Source organism: Streptomyces sp. MI02-7b, from assembly GCF_033793585.1.
Taxonomy (GTDB): domain Bacteria; phylum Actinomycetota; class Actinomycetes; order Streptomycetales; family Streptomycetaceae; genus Actinacidiphila.
The window spans coordinates 45,517-67,693 of sequence record NZ_JARAWX010000003.1; the positions used below are offsets into that span (position 1 = coordinate 45,517).

The window sequence follows — 22,177 nt, forward strand, 5'->3', positions numbered from 1 at the left end:
AGCGACAGTGGACTACTTGATCGGATGGCTCGTCCTCCTGCCGCTGCTGGGCGCCGGTGCGCTGCTCACCGGCGGCCGGAGGCTGGACCGTACGGGCCACTGGATCGGCACCGTGCTCGCGGCCGCGTCCTTCGTCGTCGCGGCGGTGCTCTTCTTCGACATGCTCGGCCGCAGCGGGGAGCAGCGCGCGCTGCACTCCACCGCCTTCACCTGGATCTCGGTCGGCGGCTTCCACGCGGACGTCGCCTTCCAGCTCGACCAGCTGTCGATGACCTTCGCCCTGCTGATCACCGGTGTGGGCACGCTGATCCACATCTACTCGATCGGCTACATGGAGCACGACGAGCGGCGCCGCCGCTTCTTCGGCTACCTCAACCTCTTCCTCGCGGCGATGCTCCTGCTGGTGCTCGCCGACAACTACCTGCTGCTGTACGTCGGCTGGGAGGGCGTGGGCCTGGCCTCGTACCTGCTGATCGGCTTCTGGCAGCACAAGCCCAGCGCGGCGACGGCGGCCAAGAAGGCGTTCATCGTCAACCGCGTCGGTGACGTCGGCCTGTCCATCGCGATCATGCTGATGTTCACCACCTTCGGCACCTTCACCTTCGAGCCGCTCTTCGGCCAGGTGGACAAGGCGGGCGAGGGGATCCTGACCGGCATCGGCCTGATGCTGCTGCTCGCCGCCTGCGGCAAGTCGGCCCAGGTCCCGCTGCAGTCCTGGCTCGGCGACGCGATGGAGGGCCCGACCCCGGTCTCGGCCCTGATCCACGCGGCGACGATGGTGACCGCGGGCGTCTACCTGATCACCCGCTCCGGCGTGATCTTCAACGCCGCGCCCACCGCCCAGGTGGCCGTGGTCACGGTCGGCGCGGTCACGCTGCTCTTCGGTGCGATCGTCGGTTGCGCGAAGGACGACATCAAGAAGGCGCTGGCCGGCTCCACGATGTCGCAGATCGGCTACATGGTGCTGGCCGCGGGCCTCGGCCCGATCGGCTACGTCTTCGCGATCATGCACCTGGTCACCCACGGCTTCTTCAAGGCGGGCCTCTTCCTCGGCGCCGGATCGGTCATGCACGGCATGAACGACGAGGTGGACATGCGCAAGTACGGCGCCCTGCGGAAGTACATGCCGATCACCTTCGTCACCTTCGGGCTCGGCTACCTGGCCATCATCGGCTTCCCCGGCCTGTCCGGCTTCTTCTCCAAGGACAAGATCATCGAGGCCGCCTTCGCCAAGGGCGGCACCGAGGGCTGGATCCTCGGCGGCGCGGCCCTGCTGGGCGCGGCGATCACCGCGTTCTACATGACCCGCGTGATGCTGATGACCTTCTTCGGCGAGAAGCGCTGGCAGTCCGACGCGGACGGCCACGAGCCGCACCCGCACGAGTCGCCGAAGTCGATGACGATCCCCATGATCGTCCTGGCCTTCGGCTCGGTCTTCGCGGGCTTCCTGTTCAGCTTCAACGAGTCCTTCGTGAAGTGGCTGGAACCCGTCACCGGCCACGAGGAGGGGCACCCGCCGATCGGCGCCGGCGCCGTCACCGCCGCCACCCTGGTCGTGATGCTCCTCGGAGTGGCCCTGGCCTGGGCCGTGTACGGGCGCCGCCCGGTCCCCGCCGTCGCCCCGCGCGGCAACCTGCTGACCCGCGCCGCCCGGCGCGACCTGCTCCAGGACGACTTCAACCACGTCGCCCTGGTGCTGCCCGGCGAGTACCTCACCCGCGGCCTGGTCTATGTGGACCACAAGGGTGTGGACGGCGTCGTGAACGGCACCGCGGCCGCCGTCGGCGGCCTCTCCGGCCGGATGCGGCGCCTCCAGAACGGCTACGTGCGCAGTTACGCCGTGTCGATGCTGGCCGGCACCGCGGTGCTGGTGGCGGCGACGCTGCTGATGCGGGGGGTGGCGTGATGCGGCTCCACCGGCCCGGCACGGCAGCCGTACCCGTCCTCCCGGCCGCCCAGCGGCTCCCGCTCATGAGGGGTGTTGCCTGATGTCCTTCCCCCTGCTCACCGTGACCGCCGGGCTCCCGGCGCTCGGGGCGATCGCCACGGCCGCCGTCCCGGCGGCCCGGCGAGGGACCGCGAAATGGCTCGCGCTGGGCGTGTCCCTGGCCACGTTCGTGCTCGCGGCGCTCGTGGTCGCCCGCTTCGAGCCGGGCGGCGCGCGCTACCAGCTGACCGAGTCGCACCCCTGGATCGCCAGCTTCGGCGTCCGCTACGAGCTGGGCGTCGACGGCATCGCGGTCGCGCTCATCGGGCTCACCGCGCTGCTCATCCCCTTCGTCATCGCGGCCGGCTGGCACGACGCCGACCCCCTGGAGGAGAAGAACCCCAACCGCCGCTGGCGGCCGACGCAGGGCTTCTTCGCGCTGATCCTGCTGGTCGAGGCGATGGTGATCATCTCCTTCGAGGCCACCGACGTCTTCCTCTTCTACATCTTCTTCGAGGCCATGCTCATCCCGATGTACTTCCTCATCGGAGGCTTCGGGGACCGTGCCCACGAGCACGGCGAGGAGGAGGCGGCCCGTCAGCGCTCGTACGCGGCCGTGAAGTTCCTGCTCTACAACCTGGTCGGCGGACTCATCATGCTGGCCGCCGTCATCGGGCTGTACGCGGTCACCGCCGACCAGCTCGGCCAGGGCACCTTCTCCCTCCAGGAGATCCTGAACGCGCGGGCGGCGGGCAAGCTGGAGATGTCCACCACCGCCGAACGCGCCCTGTTCCTGGGCTTCTTCTTCGCCTTCGCGGTCAAGGCCCCGCTGTGGCCGCTGCACACCTGGCTGCCCAACGCGATGGGGGAGTCCACGGCGCCGGTCGCCGTGCTCATCACCGCGGTCGTCGACAAGGTCGGCACCTTCGCGATGCTCCGCTTCTGCCTCCAGCTCTTCCCGGAGGCCAGCAAGTGGGCGACGCCGGTGATCCTGGTGCTGGCGGTGATCAGCATCATCTACGGCGCCCTGCTGGCCATCGGCCAGCGGGACATCAAGCGGCTGGTCGCCTACGCGTCGATCTCGCACTTCGGGTTCATCGTGCTCGGCATCTTCGCGATGACGACCCAGGGCCAGAGCGGGTCGACGCTCTACATGGTCAACCACGGCATCTCCACCGCCGCGCTGATGCTGGTCGCGGGCTTCCTGATCTCCCGCCGCGGCTCCCGGCTCATCTCCGCCTACGGCGGGGTGCAGAAGGTCGCCCCGGTCCTGGCCGGCACCTTCCTGATCGGCGGTCTGGCCACCCTCTCGCTGCCGGGGCTCGCGCCCTTCGTCAGTGAGTTCCTCGTCCTGGTCGGCACGTTCAGCCGCTACCCGGCGCTGGGGATCATCGCCACCGTCGGCATCGTGCTCGCCGCGCTGTACGTCCTCGTCCTCTACCAGCGGACGATGACCGGTCCGGTGAAGGCCGAGGTCGAGGGCATGCCCGACCTCAAGGTCCGCGAAGTCGCCGTGGTGGCCCCGCTGATCCTGCTGCTGGTCTTCCTGGGCGTCTATCCCAAGCCGGTGACCGACATCGTCAACCCGGCGGTCCAGCAGACGCTGTCCGACGTGCACAAGACCGACCCCAAGCCGGCGCTGGAGGCCTCCAAGTGAGCAGCACAGGTGCTGTCCACAGCCTGTGGACAACGGCGGCCCCGCTCGCCGCCGACAAGATCACCGCGCCGAAGATCGAGTACGCCCAGCTGGCGCCGGTGCTGATCGTCTTCGGCGCCGCCGTCCTCGGCATCCTCGTCGAGGCCTTCCTGCCGCGCCGGGCCCGCTACACCGCCCAAGTGGGGCTGGCCGTCCTCGGCATGGCCGCCGCCTTCGCCGCGGTCGTGGCACTCGCGGCGGGCGGCTACGCGACCACGAAGGCGCACATCGCCGCCATGGGCGCGGTCGCCGTCGACGGCCCCGCGCTCTTCCTGCAGGGGACCATCCTGCTGGTGGGCCTGGTCGGGGTGTTCACCTTCGCCGAGCGCCGCCTCGACCCCAAGGCGCACGGCCGGCACGTGGACTCCTTCGCCGCGCAGGGCTCCGCCGTGCCCGGCAGCGAGCAGGAGAAGGACGCCGTCCGGGCGGGCTTCACCACCACCGAGGTCTTCCCGCTGCTGCTGTTCGCCGTCGGCGGCATGCTGGTCTTCCCGGCCGCCAACGACCTGCTGACGCTCTTCGTGGCGCTGGAGGTCTTCTCCCTGCCGCTGTACCTGCTCTGCGCCCTGGCGCGGCGCCGGCGCGTGATGTCGCAGGAGGCCGCGGTCAAGTACTTCCTGCTGGGCGCCTTCTCCTCGGCCTTCCTGCTGTTCGGCATCGCCCTGCTGTACGGCTACGCGGGCACCGTCTCGTACTCCGGCATCGCCTCGGTCGTGGACGGCACCGCCAAGCTCACCCCGGCGCTCGCCGGCTCCTCGGGCAACGACGCGCTGCTGCTGATCGGCTCCGCGCTCGTCGGCATGGGCCTGCTGTTCAAGGTCGGCGCCGTGCCCTTCCACATGTGGACGCCGGACGTCTACGAGGGCGCCCCGACCCCGGTCACCGGCTTCATGGCCGCGGCCACCAAGGTCGCCGCCTTCGGCGCGCTGCTGCGCCTGCTGTACGTCGTCCTGCCGGAACTGCGGTGGGACTGGCGGCCGGTGCTGTGGGGCGTCGCGATCCTCACCATGCTGGTCGGCGCGATCGTGGCCGTCACGCAGACGGACGTGAAGCGCCTGCTGGCGTACTCCTCCATCGCCCACGCGGGGTTCATCCTGGCCGGTGTCATCTCGACCTCGAAGGAGGGCGTCTCGTCGGTGCTCTTCTACCTGGCGGCCTACTCGTTCGTGACGCTGGGCGCCTTCGCGGTCGTCACGCTGGTGCGCGACGCCGGCGGCGAGGCCACCCACCTGTCGCGCTGGGCGGGCCTGGGGCGGCGCTCCCCGCTGGTCGCCGCCGTCTTCGCGGTCTTCCTGCTGGCCTTCGCGGGCATCCCGCTCACGTCCGGCTTCGCGGGGAAATTCGCGGTCTTCAAGGCCGCCGCGCAGGGCGGCGCGGTGCCGCTGGTCATCGTGGGTGTGCTGTCGTCGGCGATCGCGGCCTTCTTCTACATCCGCGTCATCGTGCTGATGTTCTTCAGCGAGCCCAAGGCGGACGGCCCCTCGGTCGCCGTGCCGTCGCCGCTCACGTCGACCGCGATCGCCATCGGCGTCGCCGTCACGGTCGTGCTGGGTGTGGCGCCCCAGTACTTCCTGGATCTGGCCAACCAGGCGGGCACGTTCATCCGCTGACCCCGCACCGCCCCGACGCGCCCCGGAGCCCAGCAGGCTCCGGGGCGCGTCGGCGTGTGCGGGCTCCCGGGCACCGCTGGGAGCGTTCCCGGTCTCCGCGCGCCCCTCCGGACCCGCCACCACCACCACTGCTGTGACCTGCGGCGGAGCGACACGCGACGGCCCGCGGGACGTTGCCTAAAGAGTTCGCAATGTCCGGAAAAGTCTTGCCGACGCGGTCAATTCGGGCTTAGCTTCCTTTCAGGTCACGGTCGGGGTGGGCCGATGAAACCGTGATCATTGGGGGGATTACGTGGTGAGGTCCGCGTTCGCGATCGATCCTGCCGTGCCCGGATTGATCGTGAAAATCGGTAACTATCCGCTGCACCACGGCGGGGTGGGAGCGATCCGGAGTCTGGGGAGGCTCGGCGTCCCCATGTACGCCGTCACCGAGGACCGGCGGACGCCTGCCGCCGCCTCGCGCTATCTGCGCGACCGTTTCGTCTGGCCGACCACCGGACTGGAGCCCGCGGAACGGCTGGTCGAGGGGTTATGCGGCATCGGGCGCCGGATCGGGCGCCCGACGGTGCTCATCCCGACCGACGAGGAGGCGGCCGTGCTCATCGCCGAGCACGCCGGCGAACTCGCCGAATTCTTCTTGTTCCCGCGCACCGAGGACCCGGGGCTGTTGCGGCGGCTGGCGAGCAAGCAGGGGCTGCACGAACTGTGCGTCCAGTACGGCGTGCCGTCGCCGCAGGCGGCCTTCCCGGACTCCTACGAGGACGTGGAGAAGTTCGCGGCCACCGCCCGCTTTCCCGTCGTCGCCAAGAACCGGGAGGCTTTCGTGCGCCGGAGGGCGCCCGCCGTACCGGGCACGACCCGGATCGCGGGGCCGCGGGAACTGCTGGAACTGGCGCGCGGCTGGGGGCCGAAGCCCGGCGTCATCCTCCAGGAGTACCTGCCGCGCGAGGAGGCCGAGGACTGGATCGTGCACGCGTACTTCGGCGCGGGCGCGGCCGAGCCGGTGCTGTTCACCGGGGTCAAGGTCCGTTCCTGGCCACCGCACGCCGGGATGACCGCCTGCGCGTACGTCGTGGCCAACCCCGAACTCGCGGCCCTGGCAGCGCAGTTCTGCAAGAGCGTCGGCTTCCAGGGGATCGCCGACCTGGACTGGCGCTACGACCGCCGCGACGGGCGCTACAAACTGCTGGACTTCAACCCGCGCATGGGCGCCCAGTTCCGGCTCTTCGAGTCGGCGGCCGGGATCGACGTGGTCCGGGCCCAGCACCTGGACCTCACCGGCCGGGAGATCCCACGCGCGGGCCAGCTGGAGGGCCGCCGCTTCGTCGTGGAGAACATCGACCTGCCCGCGCTGCTCGCCTACCGGCGCAGCGGCTACACCACACCCCACGCGCCCGCCCGCGCCAGCGGCACCGAGCTGGCCTGGCTGGCCGCCGACGACCTGAAGCCCTTCGTCACCATGCTCGCCCGCTTCGTCCGCCCGGGCGCGCGGCACCTGATCCAGATGTACCGGTCACGACGTCGAACCGCGTTGCGAAAGGACCCCTCATGACGACGCCCGTAGCCGTGATCGGAGCCGGGCCGTACGGCCTGTCCATCGCCGCCCACCTGCGTGAACGCGGCGTGCCCGTGCGTACCTTCGGTGATCCGATGGTCAGCTGGCGGGAGAACATGCCGGCCGGCATGGTCCTGAAGTCCACGCCGCCCGCCTCCAACATCTCCACCGGCCGGAAGGGGTACACGCTGCCCGACTTCTGCCGGGAGATGGGGGAGCGGCCACTGGTCACCGACTGGGACCTGATCCCCTCGGAGACGTTCGTCCGCTACGGGCAGTGGTTCCAGCAGCGGCTTGTGCCGGACCTGGAGCAGGTGCGCGTCGTGTCCGTCGACCGGCGGCCGGGCGGCGGATTCGACCTCAAGCTGGACTCCGGGGAGCAGTTCCAGGCGCGGGCCGTGGTCGTCGCCAGCGGCCTGCTCGGCTTCGCCCACACCCCCGACCTGCTGCGCGGCCTGTCCCCGGACGGCCCGTCGGCCGGTGGACCGGTCTCGCACAGCTCCCAGCACACCGACCTCGCCCGGTTCGCCGGGCGGGAGGTGACCGTGGTCGGTGCGGGCCAGTCCGCGCTGGAGAGCGCCGCGCTGCTGGCGGAGGCGGGCGCGACGGTGCGGCTGCTGGCCCGCGGCCGGCGAGCGGTCGGTTTCGGCGACCCGCCGGACCGCCAGCCGCGGCTGCGGCCCGAGTCGCCCTTCGGGCGGGCCTGGTCGCTGTACGCCTTCTCCTACCACGCCCAGTACTTCCGTCCGCTGCCCACGTCGCTGCGGCTGTACCTGGTACGGCGCGTCCTGGGGCCGCTGGGGGCGTGGTGGCTGCGGGAGCGCTTCGAGGGGAAGGTCGCGGTCAGCGAGGGCCACGCGCTGCGCAGCGCCCGTCTCGACGGCGAGGGCAAGGTCGTGCTGTCCACGGCGGCGCCCGGCGGGCGGGCCGCCGAGTTCGCCGCCGACCACGTCATCGCCGCCACCGGCTACCGGGTCGACCTGGACGCGCTGGACTTCCTCGCACCGGAGCTGCGCGCCGCGCTGGCCCGCACGGGCGGTTCCCCGCGCCTGGGCGCCGACTTCTGCTCCTCGGTGCCGGGGCTGTACTTCACGGGGCTGCCGGCGGCGGCCACCTTCGGGCCGGTGCTGCGCTTCGTGTGCGGCACGGAGTGGGCGTCGCCGCGACTGGCCCGGGCGGTGACGGCGGCGTACGGGCGCTAGTTGTTCCGTGCACGCGGCGGGCCGGGTCAGGACTCCTGACCCGGCCCGCCGCCGTCCGGCGGCACGTCGGGGCCTCGCCGCCGCCCGTCCGTGTGCCCGCATGGGCCCGCACCCGCCCGCCCGCACGCAGGCACGCAGGCAACAAGGCGTCCGCTGCTGCCCGCTGGTCCTCACCGCATGCGGGTCGGCAGGGAACCGCGGCTCATCCGGGTGGCCCAGTGCGCCCGCCCCGAACGGCACCGCCCGGAGCGCCTCCGGGGCCCGGAGCACGCATGCGGAGGGCCGCGCCGGGGAAGGCGCGACAACGGCGACCGGAGGCCCGGCGGCCCGAACAGGCGGGCAAAACCGGCCGTAGTGGCCTGAGGGGGCCATGCCCTCGCAGTGATCGAGAGGCGACCGGTTACGCTGCCGGTGTAGTGCTGCGCCATGCCACACGCCGCAGAAGTGATCTCAGCGACAGGAGAATCCCAGGTGACGACCGTCGTCGGGCCCTTCGGGCTGAGTGTTATGGACGAGGGACTCGAGGCCGATGTCCGGGCCGGGCTGTCGGCCGTGGAGGAAGGCATCCTCGAGGCGACCAAGAGCGATGTGCCCTTCATCACAGAGGCGGCGCGGCATTTGGTGCATGCCGGCGGAAAGCGGTTCCGCCCGCTGCTGGCGATGCTGGCCGCGCAGTTCGGCGATCCGCACGCCCCGAAGATCGTGCCGGCGGCCGTGGTGGTCGAGCTCACCCACCTGGCGACGCTCTACCACGACGACGTCATGGACGAGGCCGCGGTGCGGCGCGGTGTGCCGAGCGCCAACGCCCGCTGGGACAACTCGGTTGCCGTACTCACCGGCGACTTCCTGTTCGCCAAGGCCTCGCACATACTGGCCGACCTCGGGCCGGAGGCCGTACGCATCCAGGCCGAGGCCTTCGAGCGGCTGGTCACCGGACAGATCCTGGAGACCGTCGGCCCCCGTGACGGGCGTGACCCCATCGAGCACTACATGGAAGTCATCGCGGGCAAGACCAGCTCCCTGATCGCCGTCTCGTGCCGCTTCGGCGCGATGATGTCGGGCGCGGGCGAGGCCGTGGTCGACATCCTCAGCCAGTACGGGGAGCGGGTCGGCACCGCCTTCCAGCTCGCCGACGACGTTCTGGACATCGCCAGCGACACGCACGAGTCCGGCAAGACCCCGGGCACGGACCTGCGCGAGGGCGTGGCGACCCTGCCGGTGCTGCATCTGCGTGCGGCCGTGGCAAAGGCCGACGGTTTTGCGCCGGCCGACGACCGCCGGCTGTGCGAACTGCTGGACGGGGACCTGACGGACGACCTCCGGCACGCCGAGGCGCTCGCCCTGATGCGCGCCCACCCCGCACTGCAGCAGGCCCGCCGGGACACCGTCCGGTACGCGGACGAGGCGCGGGCGCTGCTGGCGCCGCTGCCGGACTGTGCCGCCAAGCGGGCCCTGGAGGGGCTGTGCGACGCGGTGGTGCACCGCGCGGGCTGATCCGTGCCCGTTCCCGTTCGGACGCGGGGGGCCTCACCACGCCCTGAGCCGTTGTCAGGGGCCTCATCCCTGAGGTGTACGCCGAGTTGATCCCGCCGGGCGATGTGCTCGACCGGCCGGATTGATGGGATAAGAGGCACCACCACACGGCGGATCGGGTGACAATGGCCCAAGAGGTGGACGAGTGCGACGCTGACGACAACCCGCCGTTGACGACGGAGGTAGGGACGTAATGGCACCGATCCAGCCCTTGGACGACGACCGGGACCGCCGGCGCCGGACCAAGGCGATACGTTACGCGGTTCCGGTCCTGGCGGCCGGCGCCGCCGCGGCCACCATCGGGCTCGTACCCGCGCTCGCGAGCGCGGGCAGCCCCGAGCTGCCGAAGATCACCGCCGAGGAACTGATCGCCAAGATCGCCGCCTCGGACACCCGGACGCTCTCCGGCTCCGTCCGGATCACCACCGACTTCGGGCTCCCGTCCTTCATGAACGGGGTGGGCGGCTCCGCCGGCCCCTTCGGCGGCGGCCGCGGCGAGAGCCGCGGCGGGGACGGCTCCTCCGCCGCACCCCAGGAGCAGCTGACGCAGCTCCTGGCCGGTTCCCACACGCTGCACATCGCGGCCGACGGCCCCGACCGCCAGAAGGTCTCCATCGTCGAGGACGCCGCCGAGTACAGCGTCATCCACAACGGCGACGAGGTCTGGGCCTACGACAGCGCCACCAACTCGGCCTACCACCTCACCGATGTGCCTCAGGAGCGGGGCGCCGCCAAGGACAAGGGCGAGCACAAGCTGCCCGAGGGCTGGCCCACCAGCCCGCAGGAAGCGGCCAAGCGGCTCCTGGACGGGGTGGACGACACCACCTCGGTGTCGGTGGACGGCACGGCGCGTGTCGCGGGCCGCAGCGCCTACCAGCTGGTGGTCACGCCCAAGGCAGAGGACTCCACGGTCGGCTCCGTACGGATCGCCGTCGACTCCGCCACCGGAGTGCCCCTGAAGTTCACGCTGGCGCCCAAGGGCGGCGGCAAGGCCATCGTCGACGTCGCCTTCACCAAGGTGGACTTCGCCAAGCCCTCGGCCGCCACCTTCGACTTCACCCCGCCCAAGGGTGCCGAGGTGACGACGGAGAAGGCGGGCGAGCACGCCGCGGACGGCGCGCACGGCACCCGTCCGGCGCCCGGCGAGCTCTCCGGCCTCGACGGGCTCGGCGGCGTGGACGTCCTGGGCAAGGGCTGGGACTCGATCGCCGAGCTCCAGCTGCCGAAGGACGCGCTGAACCAGAGCCCCGACAAGGCCCGGGGCCAGGGCTCGGAGGGTCCGTCGCTGCTCAGCTCCTTCGGCAAGGACGTCAAGGGCGACTTCGGCACCGGCACGGTCGTCGGCACCCGCCTGGTCAACGCCCTGATCACCGACAGCGGCAAGGTCTACGTGGGCACCGTGAACCAGGACGCCCTGATCAAGGCCGCCAACGCCGGGGCCAGGTAAGTCACGTTCGGCCGGCAGACCGGCCGGCAGGGCAGCGAGCGAGGGAGCGCCGATGGGGGAACCGTCCGCCGACGCCCGTGAGGACGCGATCTCCACGAGCGGACTCACCAAGCGGTACCGCGGTGGGCAACTCGCCGTCGACGGCCTCGACCTGATCGTCCCGCGCGGCAGCGTGTTCGGCTTCCTGGGGCCCAACGGCTCCGGGAAGACGACCACGATCCGCATGCTGATGGGCCTCATCGAGCCGACTTCCGGCACGGCGCGGGTACTGGGCGAGCCCGTGCCCCGCGCCGTGCGCAGCGTGCTGCCCCGGGTCGGCGCACTGATCGAGGGCCCGGCCCTGTACGGCTTCCTGTCAGGCCGGGACAACCTGCTGCGCTTCGACTCGGCCGACGCGACCGCCGACCCGCGCACCCGCGGGTCCCGGGTCGGCGAGGCGCTGGAGCGCGTCGGTCTGTCCGCGGCGGCGGGCAAGAAGGCGCGCGCGTACTCGCTCGGGATGAAGCAGCGGCTCGGACTGGCCGCGGCCCTGCTGCGGCCGCGTGAGCTGCTGGTGCTGGACGAACCGACCAACGGCCTGGACCCGCAGGGCATGCGGGAGATCAGGGCCCTGGTCCGCGAACTGGCGGCGGACGGCACCACGGTCTTCCTCTCCTCTCATCTCCTCGACGAGATCGAACAGGTCTGCACGCACGCCGCCGTGATGTCCCGCGGCCGGCTGATCACCCAGGGCCCGGTCGAGGCACTGTCCTCCGGCGGCCGGCTGCTGGTCACCACGCCCGACCCCGCCGACGCCGTGCGCGTCCTCAAGGAGCAGGGCGTGACCGGCCTGGCCGCCGACGGCGAGCGGGTCACCGGCGAACTGCCGGCCGACCCGGCGGCGGTGCCGGATCTCGCCGACCTCAACGCGGCGCTGGTCGGGGCCGGTGTACGGGTGCGCGGCTTCGGCGTCGAACGCGCCTCACTGGAGGACGCGTTCGTCGCCCTGACGGGAGAGGGATTCGATGTCGCAGGCTGACACCGGCGCCGGGACCCCGCCCCGAGGGGCGGCCGGGACCGTACGACGGCCCCTGTGGTCGCTCGGACTGCTGCGCAACGAGCTGGTCACCGTGCTGCGCCGCTGGCGCACCCTCGCCCTGCTGGCCGTCCTGGCCGGAGTGCCGGTTCTGATCGGCATCGCGGTGAAGATCGAGACCGGCGACGGGGGGAGCGCCGGAGGCGGAGGCGGCGGCCCCGCCTTCATCGCGCTGATCACCAACAACGGCCTGTTCCTGGTCTTCACCTCGCTCGCCGCGACCTTGCCCTTCTTCCTCCCGATGGCGATCGGGGTCGTCGCGGGCGATGCCATCGCGGGCGAGGCCAACGCCGGCACCCTGCGCTACCTGCTGGTCGCCCCGGCCGGGCGCACCCGGCTCCTGCTCTCCAAATACGCCTCCGTTCTCGCCTTCTGCGTGCTGGCGACCCTCGTCGTGGCGGCCTCGGCGCTGATCACCGGCGCGCTGCTGTTCCCCCTCGGTGATGTGACGCTGCTGTCCGGCACGAGCGTGTCCTTCTCCGAGGGCCTGCTGCGCGCGCTGCTGGTCGCCCTGGCCGTCGCCGCCTCCCTCACCGGGATCGCGGCGCTCGGCCTGTTCATCTCCACGCTCACCAACAGCGGCATCGCCGCCATGGCGACCACCGTCGGTCTGCTGATCACCGTGCAGATCGTGGACACGATCCCCCAACTGCACGGGATCCAGCCCTACCTCTTCCCCCACTACTGGCTGAGCTTCGCCGACCTCGTCCGCGACCCGGTCTACTGGGACGACCTGCGCCGCAACTTCGAGCTCCAGGCCCTGTACGTCGCCGTGTTCGGCTCCGCGGCCTGGGCCCGTTTCGCCGCCCGCGACGTCACCGCCTGACGCGTCGGGCGGCCTCCCCCGGCGTTGTCAGGCGAAGAAGGCCTTCGCCCGGCCCAGGGCCGCGGTGTCCCGCAGCACGTCCCCCGGCCGTTTCCCGTGCCCGAGCAGTGCTCCGCCCCAGCGCATCCCGGCGTACGCCGCGGTGTGGCGCAAGGTGCCCACCAGGGGCGCCGCCGTGGCCGGGTCCTGGCCGCCGTGCACGGTCACCGACCACAGGGTCTTGCCGCGCATCCGTTCCAGGAAGTCCAAGCCGGGTACGCGCATCCAGTCCGACCAGTGGTCCAGGTAGAGCTTGGTGCTGGTCGAGACGGTGTACCAGTGCAGCGGCGACACGATCACCAGGTCGGTCGCCCGCAGCGTGGCGTCGAGCAGCGTCGCGGCTTGCCCGGTCGGCGCGGGAGCGACGCCGTCCCCGTCGTGCCGGTGGTCCTCGAAGAGCGGCAGCGGCAGATCCCTCAGATGCACCCACCGCCGGTCGACCCCGGGAGGCAACTGCTCGGCGGCCCGCCTCGCCAGCGTCTCGGTGTTCCCCTCGGCGCGAGTGCTCCCCACCAGGAACAGGAACGTGCGCTCTGTCTCCGACAACCCGTCATCTCCTTGCGCATGCATAAATTGCGTATGCATGGAGACCTTTTCACCGTCGCCGTCCCGTCGTCAAGACGGGTGGCCACGGGGCCCTCGGGGCCGCGCGAGGGCGCGGAAGCCGTGCCGGCCGCCGCTCACCGCGCTACTGGACGTCGAACTCGTTGCCCTCCGGATCGGCCATGGTGACCCACTCCCCGGAAGGCTCCTTTATGTGCCGCAGCACGGTCGCGCCCAGCCCCTCCAGTCGCGCGACCTCCGCCTCCATCCGCCCCGGCCCCGGGTGGAGGTCCATGTGCAGCCGGTTCTTCACCGTCTTGGACTCGGGCACGAGCTGGAAGAGGATGCGCCGCCCCAGTCCCATGCCGCTCTCCTCCTCGTACGGGTCCTCGGGGTGGCGCACCGCCGCCAGTTCCCGCCAGGCCTTGCGGCCACCGGTCTCCGTGAGCAGGTCCTGCGTCACCGCGCCGGCCCCCAGTAGCCGCTCGATGAGTGCGCTGTGGTCCTCGGTCTCGTATGCGAGCGCCGCCGCCCAGAAAGCGGCCTGCCCGTGCGGGTCGGCCGCGTCGATCACGAGCTTCCAGTGCACCGCCATCATTCGCTCCCCTGTTCGATGTGGAACCAGTTGTATGGGTTCCCCGCCGGAGCGCGCAATGGGGCTGGTCGCTCATTCACCCGAAGGGATGGCCCGCCTTCGGTCCCGGCCCGCAGGGCCCGGAGCCGCTGCCCGCGGAGAGGGCCGTTCAGCTCGCGACGGCCCCGCGCGGCGCGGACCCGTCGGCCGGCACGGCGGCATCGCGCAGTGCGATCCGCCCGCGGCGGGCCGTGCGCAGCGCGTCCCAGGTGAGCAGGGCCAGCGCCAGCCACACCAGGGCGAAGCCCGCCCAGCGCTCGGCCGGCATCTCCTCGTGGAACCAGAGCAGGCCGAGCAGGAACTGGAAGACCGGCGCGAGGTACTGGAGCAGGCCGATCATGCTCAGCGGGATCCGGATCGCGGCCGCGCCGAAGAAGATCAGCGGTACGGCGGTCACGATGCCGCACAACGCCAGCAGGGAGGCGTGGCCCGCGCCGTGCGAGCCGAAGGTGGCCTCGCCCCGGCCGCCCAGCCACAGCAGGAAGCCCATCGCGGGCAGGAACTGCATGGCGGTCTCGGCGGCCAGCGACTCCAGGCCGCCCATGCCGACCTTCTTCTTCACGAAGCCGTACGTGGCGAAAGAGCAGGCCAGTGTCAGCGCGATCCACGGCAGCCGGCCGTAGCCGAGGGCCAGTACCAGCACGGCCGCGGCGCCGATGCCGACCGCGGCCCACTGCGCGGGCCGCAGCCGCTCGTGCAGCACCAGGACGCCGAGCCCGATGGTGACCAGGGGGTTGATGAAGTAGCCGAGCGAGGTCTCGACGACGTGGCCGCTGTTGACGCCCCAGATGTACAGGCCCCAGTTGACCGAGATGACCGCCGCCGCCACGGCGAGCAGGGCGAGCTTGCGCGGCTGCCGCAGCAGCTCGGGTATCCAGGCCCAGCGGCGCGTCGCGAGCAGGATCAGCGAGACGACGGCCAGCGACCAGACCATGCGGTGGGCGAGGATCTCGCCCGCGCCCGCGGGCTCCAGGAGCGGCCAGTAGAGCGGGAAGAGCCCCCACAGGCCGTAGGCGGCGAATCCGTACAGCAGTCCCGCGCGCTGCTCGCTCACTCGGTTCCTCCCCTGGGCGCCGTCCGACTGCTGCGAAGGTAGCGCGGGGGAGTTCGTTCGTCATCTGCGTATCGCATGACGGTCATGACAGGCGGCGGAGCGAGGCGGTGGCGGCGCGCTGAAGCGCGGGCCCCGCGGCCGGAGGGGAATCCGCCGCGGGGCCCGCGCGCTCTCGGGACGGGCCCCGGCAGGGCCCGCCAAGCCCTTCCCGTCAGCCCTTGAGCGCCTCCGCGATCGTGTCCGCGAGCGGGGTGGTCGGGCGGCCGATCAGCCGGCTCAGGTCGCCGCTGCCGCCTTCCAGCAGGCCGGGGGCGATGCCGTTGGCGTCGCAGTCGGCGAAGATCGCGGCGACCGGTGCGGGCAGGCCGGCGCCGACGAGGACCTCCGCGAACGCCGCCTCGGGCAGGTCGGTGTAGGTGACCGTGCGGCCGGACTGCCGGGACAGCTCCGCCGCGTACTCGGCGAGCGTCCAGGCGTGGTCGCCGCTGAGTTCGTAGGCCTTGTTCTCGTGGCCCTCGCCGGTCAGGACGGCGGCCGCCGCGGCGGCGAAGTCGCGGCGGGCCGCGCTGCCCACCCGGCCCTCGCCCGCGCTGCCGACGACGCCGTGCTCCAGGTGGACGGGGATCTGGGCGGTGTAGTTCTCGGTGTACCAGCCGTTGCGCAGCAGGGTGTAGGTCAGCCCGGAGTCGAGCAGCGCCCGCTCGGTTGCCTTGTGCTCGTCGCCGAGCGCGAAGTCGGCGGCCGGGCCGCCCAGGATGCCGGTGTAGACCAGGCGTGCGACGCCCGCCTCCTTGGCGGCGTCGATCACGGCCGCGTGCTGCGCGACACGCTGCCCGACCTCGCTGCCGGAGATCAGCAGGACGACGTCGCCCTCCTGGAAGGCGCCCTTGAGGGTGGCGGGAGCGCTGTAGTCGGCGACCCTCAGCTCCACACCGCGCGCGGCGATGTCCGCGGCCTTGTCCGCGTCGCGCACGACGGCCACGACACGGTCGGCCGGGACCCCGGCGCCGGCCAGCAGCTCGTCGATGACGAGACGGCCCAGGTGTCCGGTGGCTCCGGTGACGACGATGCTCATGAGGGGTTCACTCCAGTCGGGCGGTTCCATTGAATGCGGATGCGCAACTCACCCTAGGTGGGGTACTAACTCTGGGAAAGTACCCACTTCTGGGTAAGCTAGTGGCATGGACGTAAGGGAACAGCTCGCCGCCGTACTGGGGACGCCGGACGTGAACGCCCGCGGCTGCCCCTCGCGTGTGATCCTCGAACACGTCACCAGCAGGTGGGGCGTCCTCGTGCTGGCCGCACTGATCGACGGCACCCGGCGCTTCAGCGAGCTGCGGCGCACCGTGGGCGGCGTCAGCGAGAAGATGCTCGCGCAGACCCTGCAGACCCTGGAGCGCGACGGTTTTGTGCACCGCGTGGCCTACCCGGTGATCCCGCCGCGCGTCGAGTACTCCCTCACCCCGCTCGGCAAGGAGGCCGCCGACCAGGTCTGGGGCCTGGCCCGGTGGGCCGAGAGCCGTACGGAGCAGGTCGCCGCGGCCCGCGAGACATACGACGGGGCCCGGGCCTGATCGACAGGCCCGGGCCCCGGACGAGGCGGGAGCGGCGCGTCAGCCGACGACCGTCCAGGTGTCGCCGCCGGCCAGCAGCGAGGACAGGTCGCCCTTGCCGTGCTGTTCGACCGAGCGCTCCAGCTGCTCCGACATCAGGTCGTCGTAGACCGGTCTGACGACGCTGCGGAGCACGCCGATCGGCGTGTGGTGCAGCGTGTCGGGATCGGCCAGGCGGGACAGGGCGAAGGCGGTGGTGGGCGACGCCGCGTGCGCGTCGTGCACCAGGATGTCGCCCTCGTTCGCGTCGGTGACCTCGACGACCCTCAGGTCGCCCGTGGCCGGGTCGCGTACGACGCCCTTGGCGCCCCCGGCGCCGAAGCGCACGGGCTGACCGTGCTCCAGGCGGATCACCGCCTCCTCGGCCGTGGCGCGGTCCTTGAGCGCCTCGAAGGCGCCGTCGTTGAAGATGTTGCAGTTCTGGTAGATCTCCACGATCGCGGTGCCCGGGTGTGCCGCCGCCGCGCGCAGCACGCTCGTGAGGTGCTTGCGGTCGGAGTCGATGGTGCGGGCGACGAAGGAGGCCTCCGCCCCGATCGCCAGCGACACCGGGTTGAAGGGCGCGTCCAGCGAGCCCATGGGCGTGGACTTGGTGATCTTCCCGAGCTCGGACGTCGGGCTGTACTGGCCCTTGGTGAGCCCGTAGATCCGGTTGTTGAAGAGCAGGATCTTCAGGTTCACGTTGCGCCGCAGCGCGTGGATCAGGTGGTTGCCGCCGATCGACAGCCCGTCGCCGTCACCGGTGACCACCCACACCGACAGGTCGCGCCGCGAGGCGGCGAGCCCGGTCGCGATGGCCGGGGCGCGGCCGTGGATGGAGTGCATCCCGTAGGTGTTCATGTAGTACGGGAAGCGGGAGGAGCAGCCGATCCCGGAGACGAAGACGATGTTCTCCCTGGCCAGGCCCAGTTCGGGCATGAAGCCCTGGACGGCGGCGAGGATCGCGTAGTCGCCGCACCCGGGGCACCAGCGCACTTCCTGGTCCGACTTGAAGTCCTTCATGGACTGCTTGGTGTCGGACTTGGGCACCAGTGACAGCGCCGGCGCCCCCGGGCCGGGATGGTCGACGGCAGGAGCCTCAGACATCCGCACTCTCCTCCTGGATGGCGGCAGCGAGCTGCTCGGCCTTGAACGGAAGGCCGGTGACCTGGGTGTGGGAGCGGGCGTCGACCAGATACTTCGCCCGCAGCAGGTGGGCGAGCTGGCCGAGGTTCATCTCCGGCACCACCACCTTGTCGTAACGCTTCAGGACCTCACCGAGATTCCCCGGGAAGGGGTTCAGATGGCGCAGGTGGACCTGCGCGACCGCGCCCCCTGCGCCCCTGATGCGCCGGACGGCCGCCGTGATCGGCCCGTATGTCGAGCCCCAGCCGACGACCAGGGTGCGCGCGGCGCCGCCGGGGTCGTCCACGGTCACGTCCGGCACCTCGATGCCGTCGATCTTGGCCTGCCGGGTGCGCACCATGTGGTCGTGGTTGGCCGGGTCGTACGAGATGTGGCCCGTGCCGTCCTGCTTCTCGATGCCGCCGATCCGGTGCTCCAGCCCCGGCGTGCCGGGCACCGCCCAGGGGCGGGCCAGGGTCTCCGGATCGCGCTGGTAGGGCCAGAACTCCTCGGTGCCGTCCTCGGCCACATGGTTGGGCGTGGTGGCGAACTGCACGCGCAGATCCGGCAGTTCGTCCAGCTCAGGGACGCGCCAGGGCTCCGAGCCGTTGGCCAGGTAGCCGTCGGAGAGCAGCAGTACCGGCGTCCGGTACGTCAGGGCGATCCTGGCCGCCTCCAAGGCGGCGCCGAAGCAGTCGCCGGGGGTGCTGGGCGCCACGATGGGCACCGGCGCCTCGCCGTTGCGGCCGTACATCGCCTGCAGCAGGTCGGCCTGCTCGGTCTTGGTCGGCAGGCCCGTCGAGGGCCCGCCGCGCTGGATGTCGATCACCAGCAGCGGCAGTTCCAGCGACACCGCCAGGCCGATCGTCTCCGACTTCAGCGCCACACCGGGGCCGGAGGTCGTGGTGACGGCGAGCGAGCCGCCGAAGGCCGCGCCGAGCGCCGCGCCGATGCCGGCGATCTCGTCCTCGGCCTGGAAGGTGCGCACACCGAAGTTCTTGTGCTTGCTCAGCTCGTGCAGGATGTCCGAGGCCGGGGTGATCGGGTACGAGCCGAGGAACAGCGGCAGGTCGGCCTGGCGGCTCGCGGCGACCAGGCCGTAGGACAGGGCCAGGTTCCCGGAGATGTTGCGGTACGTGCCGGCCGGGAAGGCCTGCTCCGCCGGGGCCACCTCGTAGCTGACCGCGAAGTCCTCGGTGGTCTCGCCGAAGTTCCAGCCCGCGCGGAAGGCGGCGACGTTGGCCTCGGCGAGCTCGGGCTTCTTCGCGAACTTCTTGCGCAGGAAGTCCTCGGTGCCCTCGGTGGGCCGGTGGTACATCCACGAGAGCAGCCCGAGCGCGAACATGTTCTTGCTGCGCTCGGCCTCCTTGCGGGTCAGCGGGAAGTCCTTGAGCGCTTCCACGGTCAGGGTGGTCAGCGGCACCGGGTGCACCGCGTAGGCCGACAGCGAGTCGTCCTCCAGGGGCGAGACGGCGTAGCCGACCTTCGTCATCGCGCGGGTGGTGAATTCGTCGGTGTTGACGATGATCTCGGCGCCGCGCGGCAGGTCGCCGATGTTGGCCTTCAGTGCCGCCGGGTTCATCGCGACCAGCACGTTCGGGGCGTCACCCGGGGTGAGGATGTCGTGGTCGGCGAAGTGCAGCTGGAAGCTCGAGACGCCCGGCAGGGTGCCTGCGGGCGCCCTGATCTCGGCGGGGAAGTTCGGCAGCGTCGAAAGATCGTTGCCGAACGACGCCGTTTCCGAGGTGAACCGATCTCCCGTGAGCTGCATGCCGTCGCCGGAGTCCCCCGCGAAACGGATGACGACCCGGTCGAGTTTCCTGGTCTCCTTGGCCGGTTTGCGCTGCTCACCCAGAACGGGCTGATCGGTGCCTGACGCGCTGCTGACCTGGCTGGTCACTGAAACGGACCTCCTTCAGGCGGCGGCACACGGCCGGAGCCGTGACCTTTTGTCCCACGCGCCATCGTACGTGGGTAAGGGTCGCCTTCCCGGGTGTTCCCACAGGGTGAAATCCGTGCGGGGCACGAAGGCCCCACGCGCGGGGACGCCTGGCGTCCTCCCCGCAGGTCCGCGCACCCGCGACCGGATCTGACAAGATGTCAGCAGGCTACGAGTTCAGGTACGTCAGCACGGCCAGCACACGCCGGTGGTCCCCGACGCTGGGCGCCAGTCCCAGCTTCAGGAAGATGTTGCTCACGTGCTTCTCCACGGCCCCGTCGCTCACCACGAGCTGCTGGGCGATGGCGGAGTTCGTCCGCCCCTCGGCCATCAGCCCCAGCACCTCGCGCTCGCGCGGCGTCAGCCCGGTCAGCACGTCCTGCTTGCGGCTGCGGCCCAGCAGCTGGGCCACCACCTCCGGGTCCAGCGCGGTACCGCCCGCGGCCACCCGGACCACGGCGTCGACGAACTCCCGGACGTCGGCCACCCGGTCCTTGAGCAGGTAGCCGACGCCGCGGCTGCTGCCCGCCAGGAGCTCGGTGGCGTACTGCTCCTCCACGTACTGCGACAGCACGAGCACACCCAGCCCCGGATGGTCGCGGCGCAGCCGCACCGCCGCGCGGACGCCCTCGTCGGTGTGGGTGGGCGGCATCCGCACATCGGCGACGACGACATCGGGCAGCGCGTCCTCCGCCGCGAGCTCCGCGATCACCTTCAGCAGCGCCTCGGCGTCCCCCACCCCCGCCACGACGTCGTGCCCCCGGTCGGTCAGCAACCGGGTCAGCCCCTCCCGCAGCAGCACCGAATCCTCGGCGATGACCACCCGCACCCTGTCCTCCACGCTTTCGGCCCCCAGGTCGACGTCGACGTGTCCCTCCCCAGCATTCCAGCTTCCGGCGGAAGGCACACGGCCTTGCCGCGCCGGGGAGGGCGGGGACCGGATCGTCGCTCAGGTGCGCCAGGGCAGTTCCGCGGCGACGGTCGTCGGACCGCCGGCCGGGGAGTCCACGGCCAGCACGCCGTCCACCGCGCCCAGCCGCTCGGCGAGCCCGGCCAGACCCGACCCGGCGGCGGTGCTCGCGCCGCCGCGGCCGTTGTCGACGACGTGGATCATCAGCCGGTCGCCGGAGCGCCACAGGTCGACCGTGGCCCGCGAGGCCCCGCTGTGCTTGCTGATGTTCTGCAGCAGCTCGGAGACGGTGAAGTACGCGATGCCCTCGATCGCCGGCACCGGGCGGCCGGGCAGGTCGACGCTCACCTGGACCGGCACGGTGCAGCGCGCGGCCACGGACGACAGGGCCGCGTCCAGGCCGCGGTCGGTGAGGACCGCCGGGTGGATGCCGCGGGCCAGGTCGCGCAGTTCCTGCAGGGCGAGCTTCACCTCGCCGTGCGCCTCCTCGACCATGGTCGCGGCGGCCTCCGGGTCCTCCTGGAGCTTCTCCTTGGCCAGGCCGAGGTCCATGGCGAGGGCCACCAGGCGGGCCTGTGCGCCGTCGTGCAGGTCGCGCTCGATGCGCCGCAGGTCGGCTGCGGCGGTGTCCACGACCACCCCGCGGTCGGACTCCAGCTCCGTGACACGGCTGGCCAGCCGGGACGGGCCGAGCAGCCCGGCGACCAGCCCCCGGTCGACGTACGCCATGCCGCGGATCAGCCACGGCGTGGCCAGCACCAGCAGCAGCCCGACCGCGGAGGTCGCCGCCTGCTCGAAGGGGGAGTCCAGGTACCAGCCGCGGCCGTGCCCGTCCCCGTACAGCTGCAGACCGGGCTGGTCGGTGTAGGCCGGGAAGACCCACCGCCACAGCGGATAGGTGAGCATGCCCCACCCGTAGGTGAAGAACAAGACGGCCACGGAGAAGGTGAAGACGCCCCACGGGAAGTGCACGAAGCAGTAGAGGACGTGCCGCCAGGACGTGCCGTTGGTGAGCTGGCCGCCCAGCCACGCCAGGAAGCCCTGCCCCGGCTGCCGACGCAGCGGCGCCGGCTCGGCCACGTCCAGGTGCAGGCACTTGCGGGCCCGCTCGCGCTCCACCATGCCGAGGCCGCGGCAGCCGGCCAGCGCCACCGCGAGGACCGGCAGGCCGAGGAAGGTCACCAGCAGACCGGCGCCCAGGGACAGCATCGTCACCGCGAAGGTGAAGCCGATGATGCCCATCGGCAGATTGAGCAGCAGATAGAGGAGTTCGCGCCAGGTGCGGGCCTCGATCGGCGCGCGCAGCGCCGCGGGCAGCCGGTGCTCTCGCGGCTCCGGAAAACCGTATGCCATGGTCACGTCCGTCCCTCTCTCCGTGTGCCTGTGGTGCCCTCGTGCCACTGGTCCGTGCACGCTTCCAGACTCGCCGCCCCGGCCACCGCGGCCCATGGTGCGGATCGGCCTCTTCGA

At 71.6% G+C, this 22,177-nt stretch carries 18 protein-coding genes; 10 read left to right on the forward strand and 8 right to left on the reverse strand.

Going from position 1 to position 22,177, the window contains the following annotated elements:
- Positions 1–7 precede the first annotated feature (7 nt).
- The 9 genes from nuoL to PV364_RS04865 all read left to right on the forward strand — a co-directional run bounded on the left by nuoL (position 8) and on the right by PV364_RS04865 (position 12,871).
- Positions 8–1,906, forward strand: a complete 1,899-nt coding sequence (nuoL, locus tag PV364_RS04825; protein WP_319658408.1) for an NADH-quinone oxidoreductase subunit L — start codon at positions 8–10, stop codon at positions 1,904–1,906.
- An 82-nt stretch (positions 1,907–1,988) separates the two neighbouring features.
- Positions 1,989–3,584, forward strand: coding sequence for an NADH-quinone oxidoreductase subunit M (locus tag PV364_RS04830; protein WP_319658409.1), 1,596 nt, complete (start codon positions 1,989–1,991; stop codon positions 3,582–3,584).
- Positions 3,581–5,233 (forward strand): NADH-quinone oxidoreductase subunit NuoN, encoded by a 1,653-nt coding sequence (gene nuoN / locus PV364_RS04835; protein WP_319658410.1) that lies wholly within the window; start codon positions 3,581–3,583, stop codon positions 5,231–5,233. The genes PV364_RS04830 and nuoN overlap by 4 nt, the downstream gene beginning before the upstream one ends.
- Positions 5,234–5,573: 340 nt before the next feature.
- The gene (locus PV364_RS04840) at positions 5,574–6,785 is read left to right on the forward strand and encodes an ATP-grasp domain-containing protein (protein ID WP_319658411.1); all 1,212 of its coding nucleotides are present in this window, start codon (positions 5,574–5,576) and stop codon (positions 6,783–6,785) included.
- A complete protein-coding gene (locus PV364_RS04845; protein WP_319658412.1) occupies positions 6,782–7,990 on the forward strand; it encodes an NAD(P)-binding domain-containing protein in 1,209 nt (402 codons plus the stop codon). The genes PV364_RS04840 and PV364_RS04845 overlap by 4 nt, the downstream gene beginning before the upstream one ends.
- A 507-nt stretch (positions 7,991–8,497) precedes the next feature.
- A complete protein-coding gene (locus tag PV364_RS04850; protein ID WP_319658413.1) occupies positions 8,498–9,484 on the forward strand; it encodes a polyprenyl synthetase family protein in 987 nt (328 codons plus the stop codon).
- Between the two features lie 232 nt (positions 9,485–9,716).
- Positions 9,717–10,970: a LolA family protein gene (locus PV364_RS04855; protein WP_319658414.1), complete on the forward strand. Its 1,254-nt coding sequence runs from the start codon at positions 9,717–9,719 to the stop codon at positions 10,968–10,970.
- Between the two features lie 52 nt (positions 10,971–11,022).
- Entirely contained in the window at positions 11,023–11,988 is a 966-nt protein-coding gene (locus tag PV364_RS04860; RefSeq protein WP_319658415.1) for an ABC transporter ATP-binding protein, read from the forward strand.
- Complete coding sequence (locus PV364_RS04865; protein WP_319658416.1) at positions 11,975–12,871, forward strand: ABC transporter permease; 897 nt, start codon at positions 11,975–11,977, stop codon at positions 12,869–12,871. The genes PV364_RS04860 and PV364_RS04865 overlap by 14 nt, the downstream gene beginning before the upstream one ends.
- A gap of 27 nt (positions 12,872–12,898) precedes the next feature.
- Here the strand turns inward: PV364_RS04865 and PV364_RS04870 are convergent, their stop codons facing one another.
- The 4 genes from PV364_RS04870 to PV364_RS04885 all read right to left on the reverse strand — a co-directional run bounded on the left by PV364_RS04870 (position 12,899) and on the right by PV364_RS04885 (position 16,216).
- Positions 12,899–13,456: an NAD(P)H-dependent oxidoreductase gene (locus tag PV364_RS04870; RefSeq protein ID WP_319658417.1), complete on the reverse strand. Its 558-nt coding sequence runs from the start codon at positions 13,454–13,456 to the stop codon at positions 12,899–12,901.
- A gap of 142 nt (positions 13,457–13,598) precedes the next feature.
- Positions 13,599–14,048 (reverse strand): VOC family protein, encoded by a 450-nt coding sequence (locus tag PV364_RS04875; protein WP_319658418.1) that lies wholly within the window; start codon positions 14,046–14,048, stop codon positions 13,599–13,601.
- A 148-nt stretch (positions 14,049–14,196) separates the two neighbouring features.
- A complete protein-coding gene (rarD, locus tag PV364_RS04880; RefSeq protein ID WP_319658419.1) occupies positions 14,197–15,141 on the reverse strand; it encodes an EamA family transporter RarD in 945 nt (314 codons plus the stop codon).
- A 211-nt stretch (positions 15,142–15,352) separates the two neighbouring features.
- A complete protein-coding gene (locus PV364_RS04885; RefSeq protein WP_319658420.1) occupies positions 15,353–16,216 on the reverse strand; it encodes an SDR family oxidoreductase in 864 nt (287 codons plus the stop codon).
- Positions 16,217–16,322: 106 nt separating this feature from the next.
- Between PV364_RS04885 and PV364_RS04890 the strand changes: the two genes are divergently transcribed.
- Positions 16,323–16,715, forward strand: a complete 393-nt coding sequence (locus PV364_RS04890) for a helix-turn-helix domain-containing protein (RefSeq protein WP_319658421.1) — start codon at positions 16,323–16,325, stop codon at positions 16,713–16,715.
- 39 nt (positions 16,716–16,754) lie between these two features.
- Here the strand turns inward: PV364_RS04890 and PV364_RS04895 are convergent, their stop codons facing one another.
- The 4 genes from PV364_RS04895 to PV364_RS04910 all read right to left on the reverse strand — a co-directional run bounded on the left by PV364_RS04895 (position 16,755) and on the right by PV364_RS04910 (position 22,060).
- Positions 16,755–17,840 carry a 2-oxoacid:ferredoxin oxidoreductase subunit beta gene (locus tag PV364_RS04895; protein ID WP_319658422.1) on the reverse strand — a complete coding sequence of 362 codons (1,086 nt, stop codon included), beginning with the start codon at positions 17,838–17,840 and terminating at the stop codon, positions 16,755–16,757.
- Positions 17,833–19,758, reverse strand: coding sequence for a 2-oxoacid:acceptor oxidoreductase subunit alpha (locus PV364_RS04900; RefSeq protein ID WP_319658423.1), 1,926 nt, complete (start codon positions 19,756–19,758; stop codon positions 17,833–17,835). Before PV364_RS04900 ends, PV364_RS04895 begins: the two co-directional genes overlap by 8 nt.
- 208 nt (positions 19,759–19,966) lie before the next feature.
- The gene (locus PV364_RS04905) at positions 19,967–20,626 is read right to left on the reverse strand and encodes a response regulator transcription factor (RefSeq protein WP_319658809.1); all 660 of its coding nucleotides are present in this window, start codon (positions 20,624–20,626) and stop codon (positions 19,967–19,969) included.
- Between the two features lie 120 nt (positions 20,627–20,746).
- A complete protein-coding gene (locus PV364_RS04910) occupies positions 20,747–22,060 on the reverse strand; it encodes a sensor histidine kinase (protein WP_319658424.1) in 1,314 nt (437 codons plus the stop codon).
- Positions 22,061–22,177: the final 117 nt, after the last annotated feature.

Excerpts from the sequence above, each read along its gene's own strand:
- PV364_RS04865 (WP_319658416.1), top strand. The coding sequence starts at position 11,975 with ATGTCGCAGGCTGACACCGGCGCCGGGACCCCGCCCCGAGGGGCGGCC.
- PV364_RS04855 (WP_319658414.1), top strand. The coding sequence starts at position 9,717 with ATGGCACCGATCCAGCCCTTGGACGACGACCGGGACCGCCGGCGCCGG.
- PV364_RS04850 (WP_319658413.1), top strand. The coding sequence starts at position 8,498 with ATGGACGAGGGACTCGAGGCCGATGTCCGGGCCGGGCTGTCGGCCGTG.
- PV364_RS04885 (WP_319658420.1), bottom strand. The coding sequence starts at position 16,216 with ATGAGCATCGTCGTCACCGGAGCCACCGGACACCTGGGCCGTCTCGTC.
- PV364_RS04895 (WP_319658422.1), bottom strand. The coding sequence starts at position 17,840 with ATGTCTGAGGCTCCTGCCGTCGACCATCCCGGCCCGGGGGCGCCGGCG.
- PV364_RS04910 (WP_319658424.1), bottom strand. The coding sequence starts at position 22,060 with ATGGCATACGGTTTTCCGGAGCCGCGAGAGCACCGGCTGCCCGCGGCG.
- PV364_RS04875 (WP_319658418.1), bottom strand. The coding sequence starts at position 14,048 with ATGGCGGTGCACTGGAAGCTCGTGATCGACGCGGCCGACCCGCACGGG.
- PV364_RS04860 (WP_319658415.1), top strand. The coding sequence starts at position 11,023 with ATGGGGGAACCGTCCGCCGACGCCCGTGAGGACGCGATCTCCACGAGC.
- PV364_RS04830 (WP_319658409.1), top strand. The coding sequence starts at position 1,989 with ATGTCCTTCCCCCTGCTCACCGTGACCGCCGGGCTCCCGGCGCTCGGG.
- PV364_RS04890 (WP_319658421.1), top strand. The coding sequence starts at position 16,323 with ATGGACGTAAGGGAACAGCTCGCCGCCGTACTGGGGACGCCGGACGTG.
- PV364_RS04845 (WP_319658412.1), top strand. The coding sequence starts at position 6,782 with ATGACGACGCCCGTAGCCGTGATCGGAGCCGGGCCGTACGGCCTGTCC.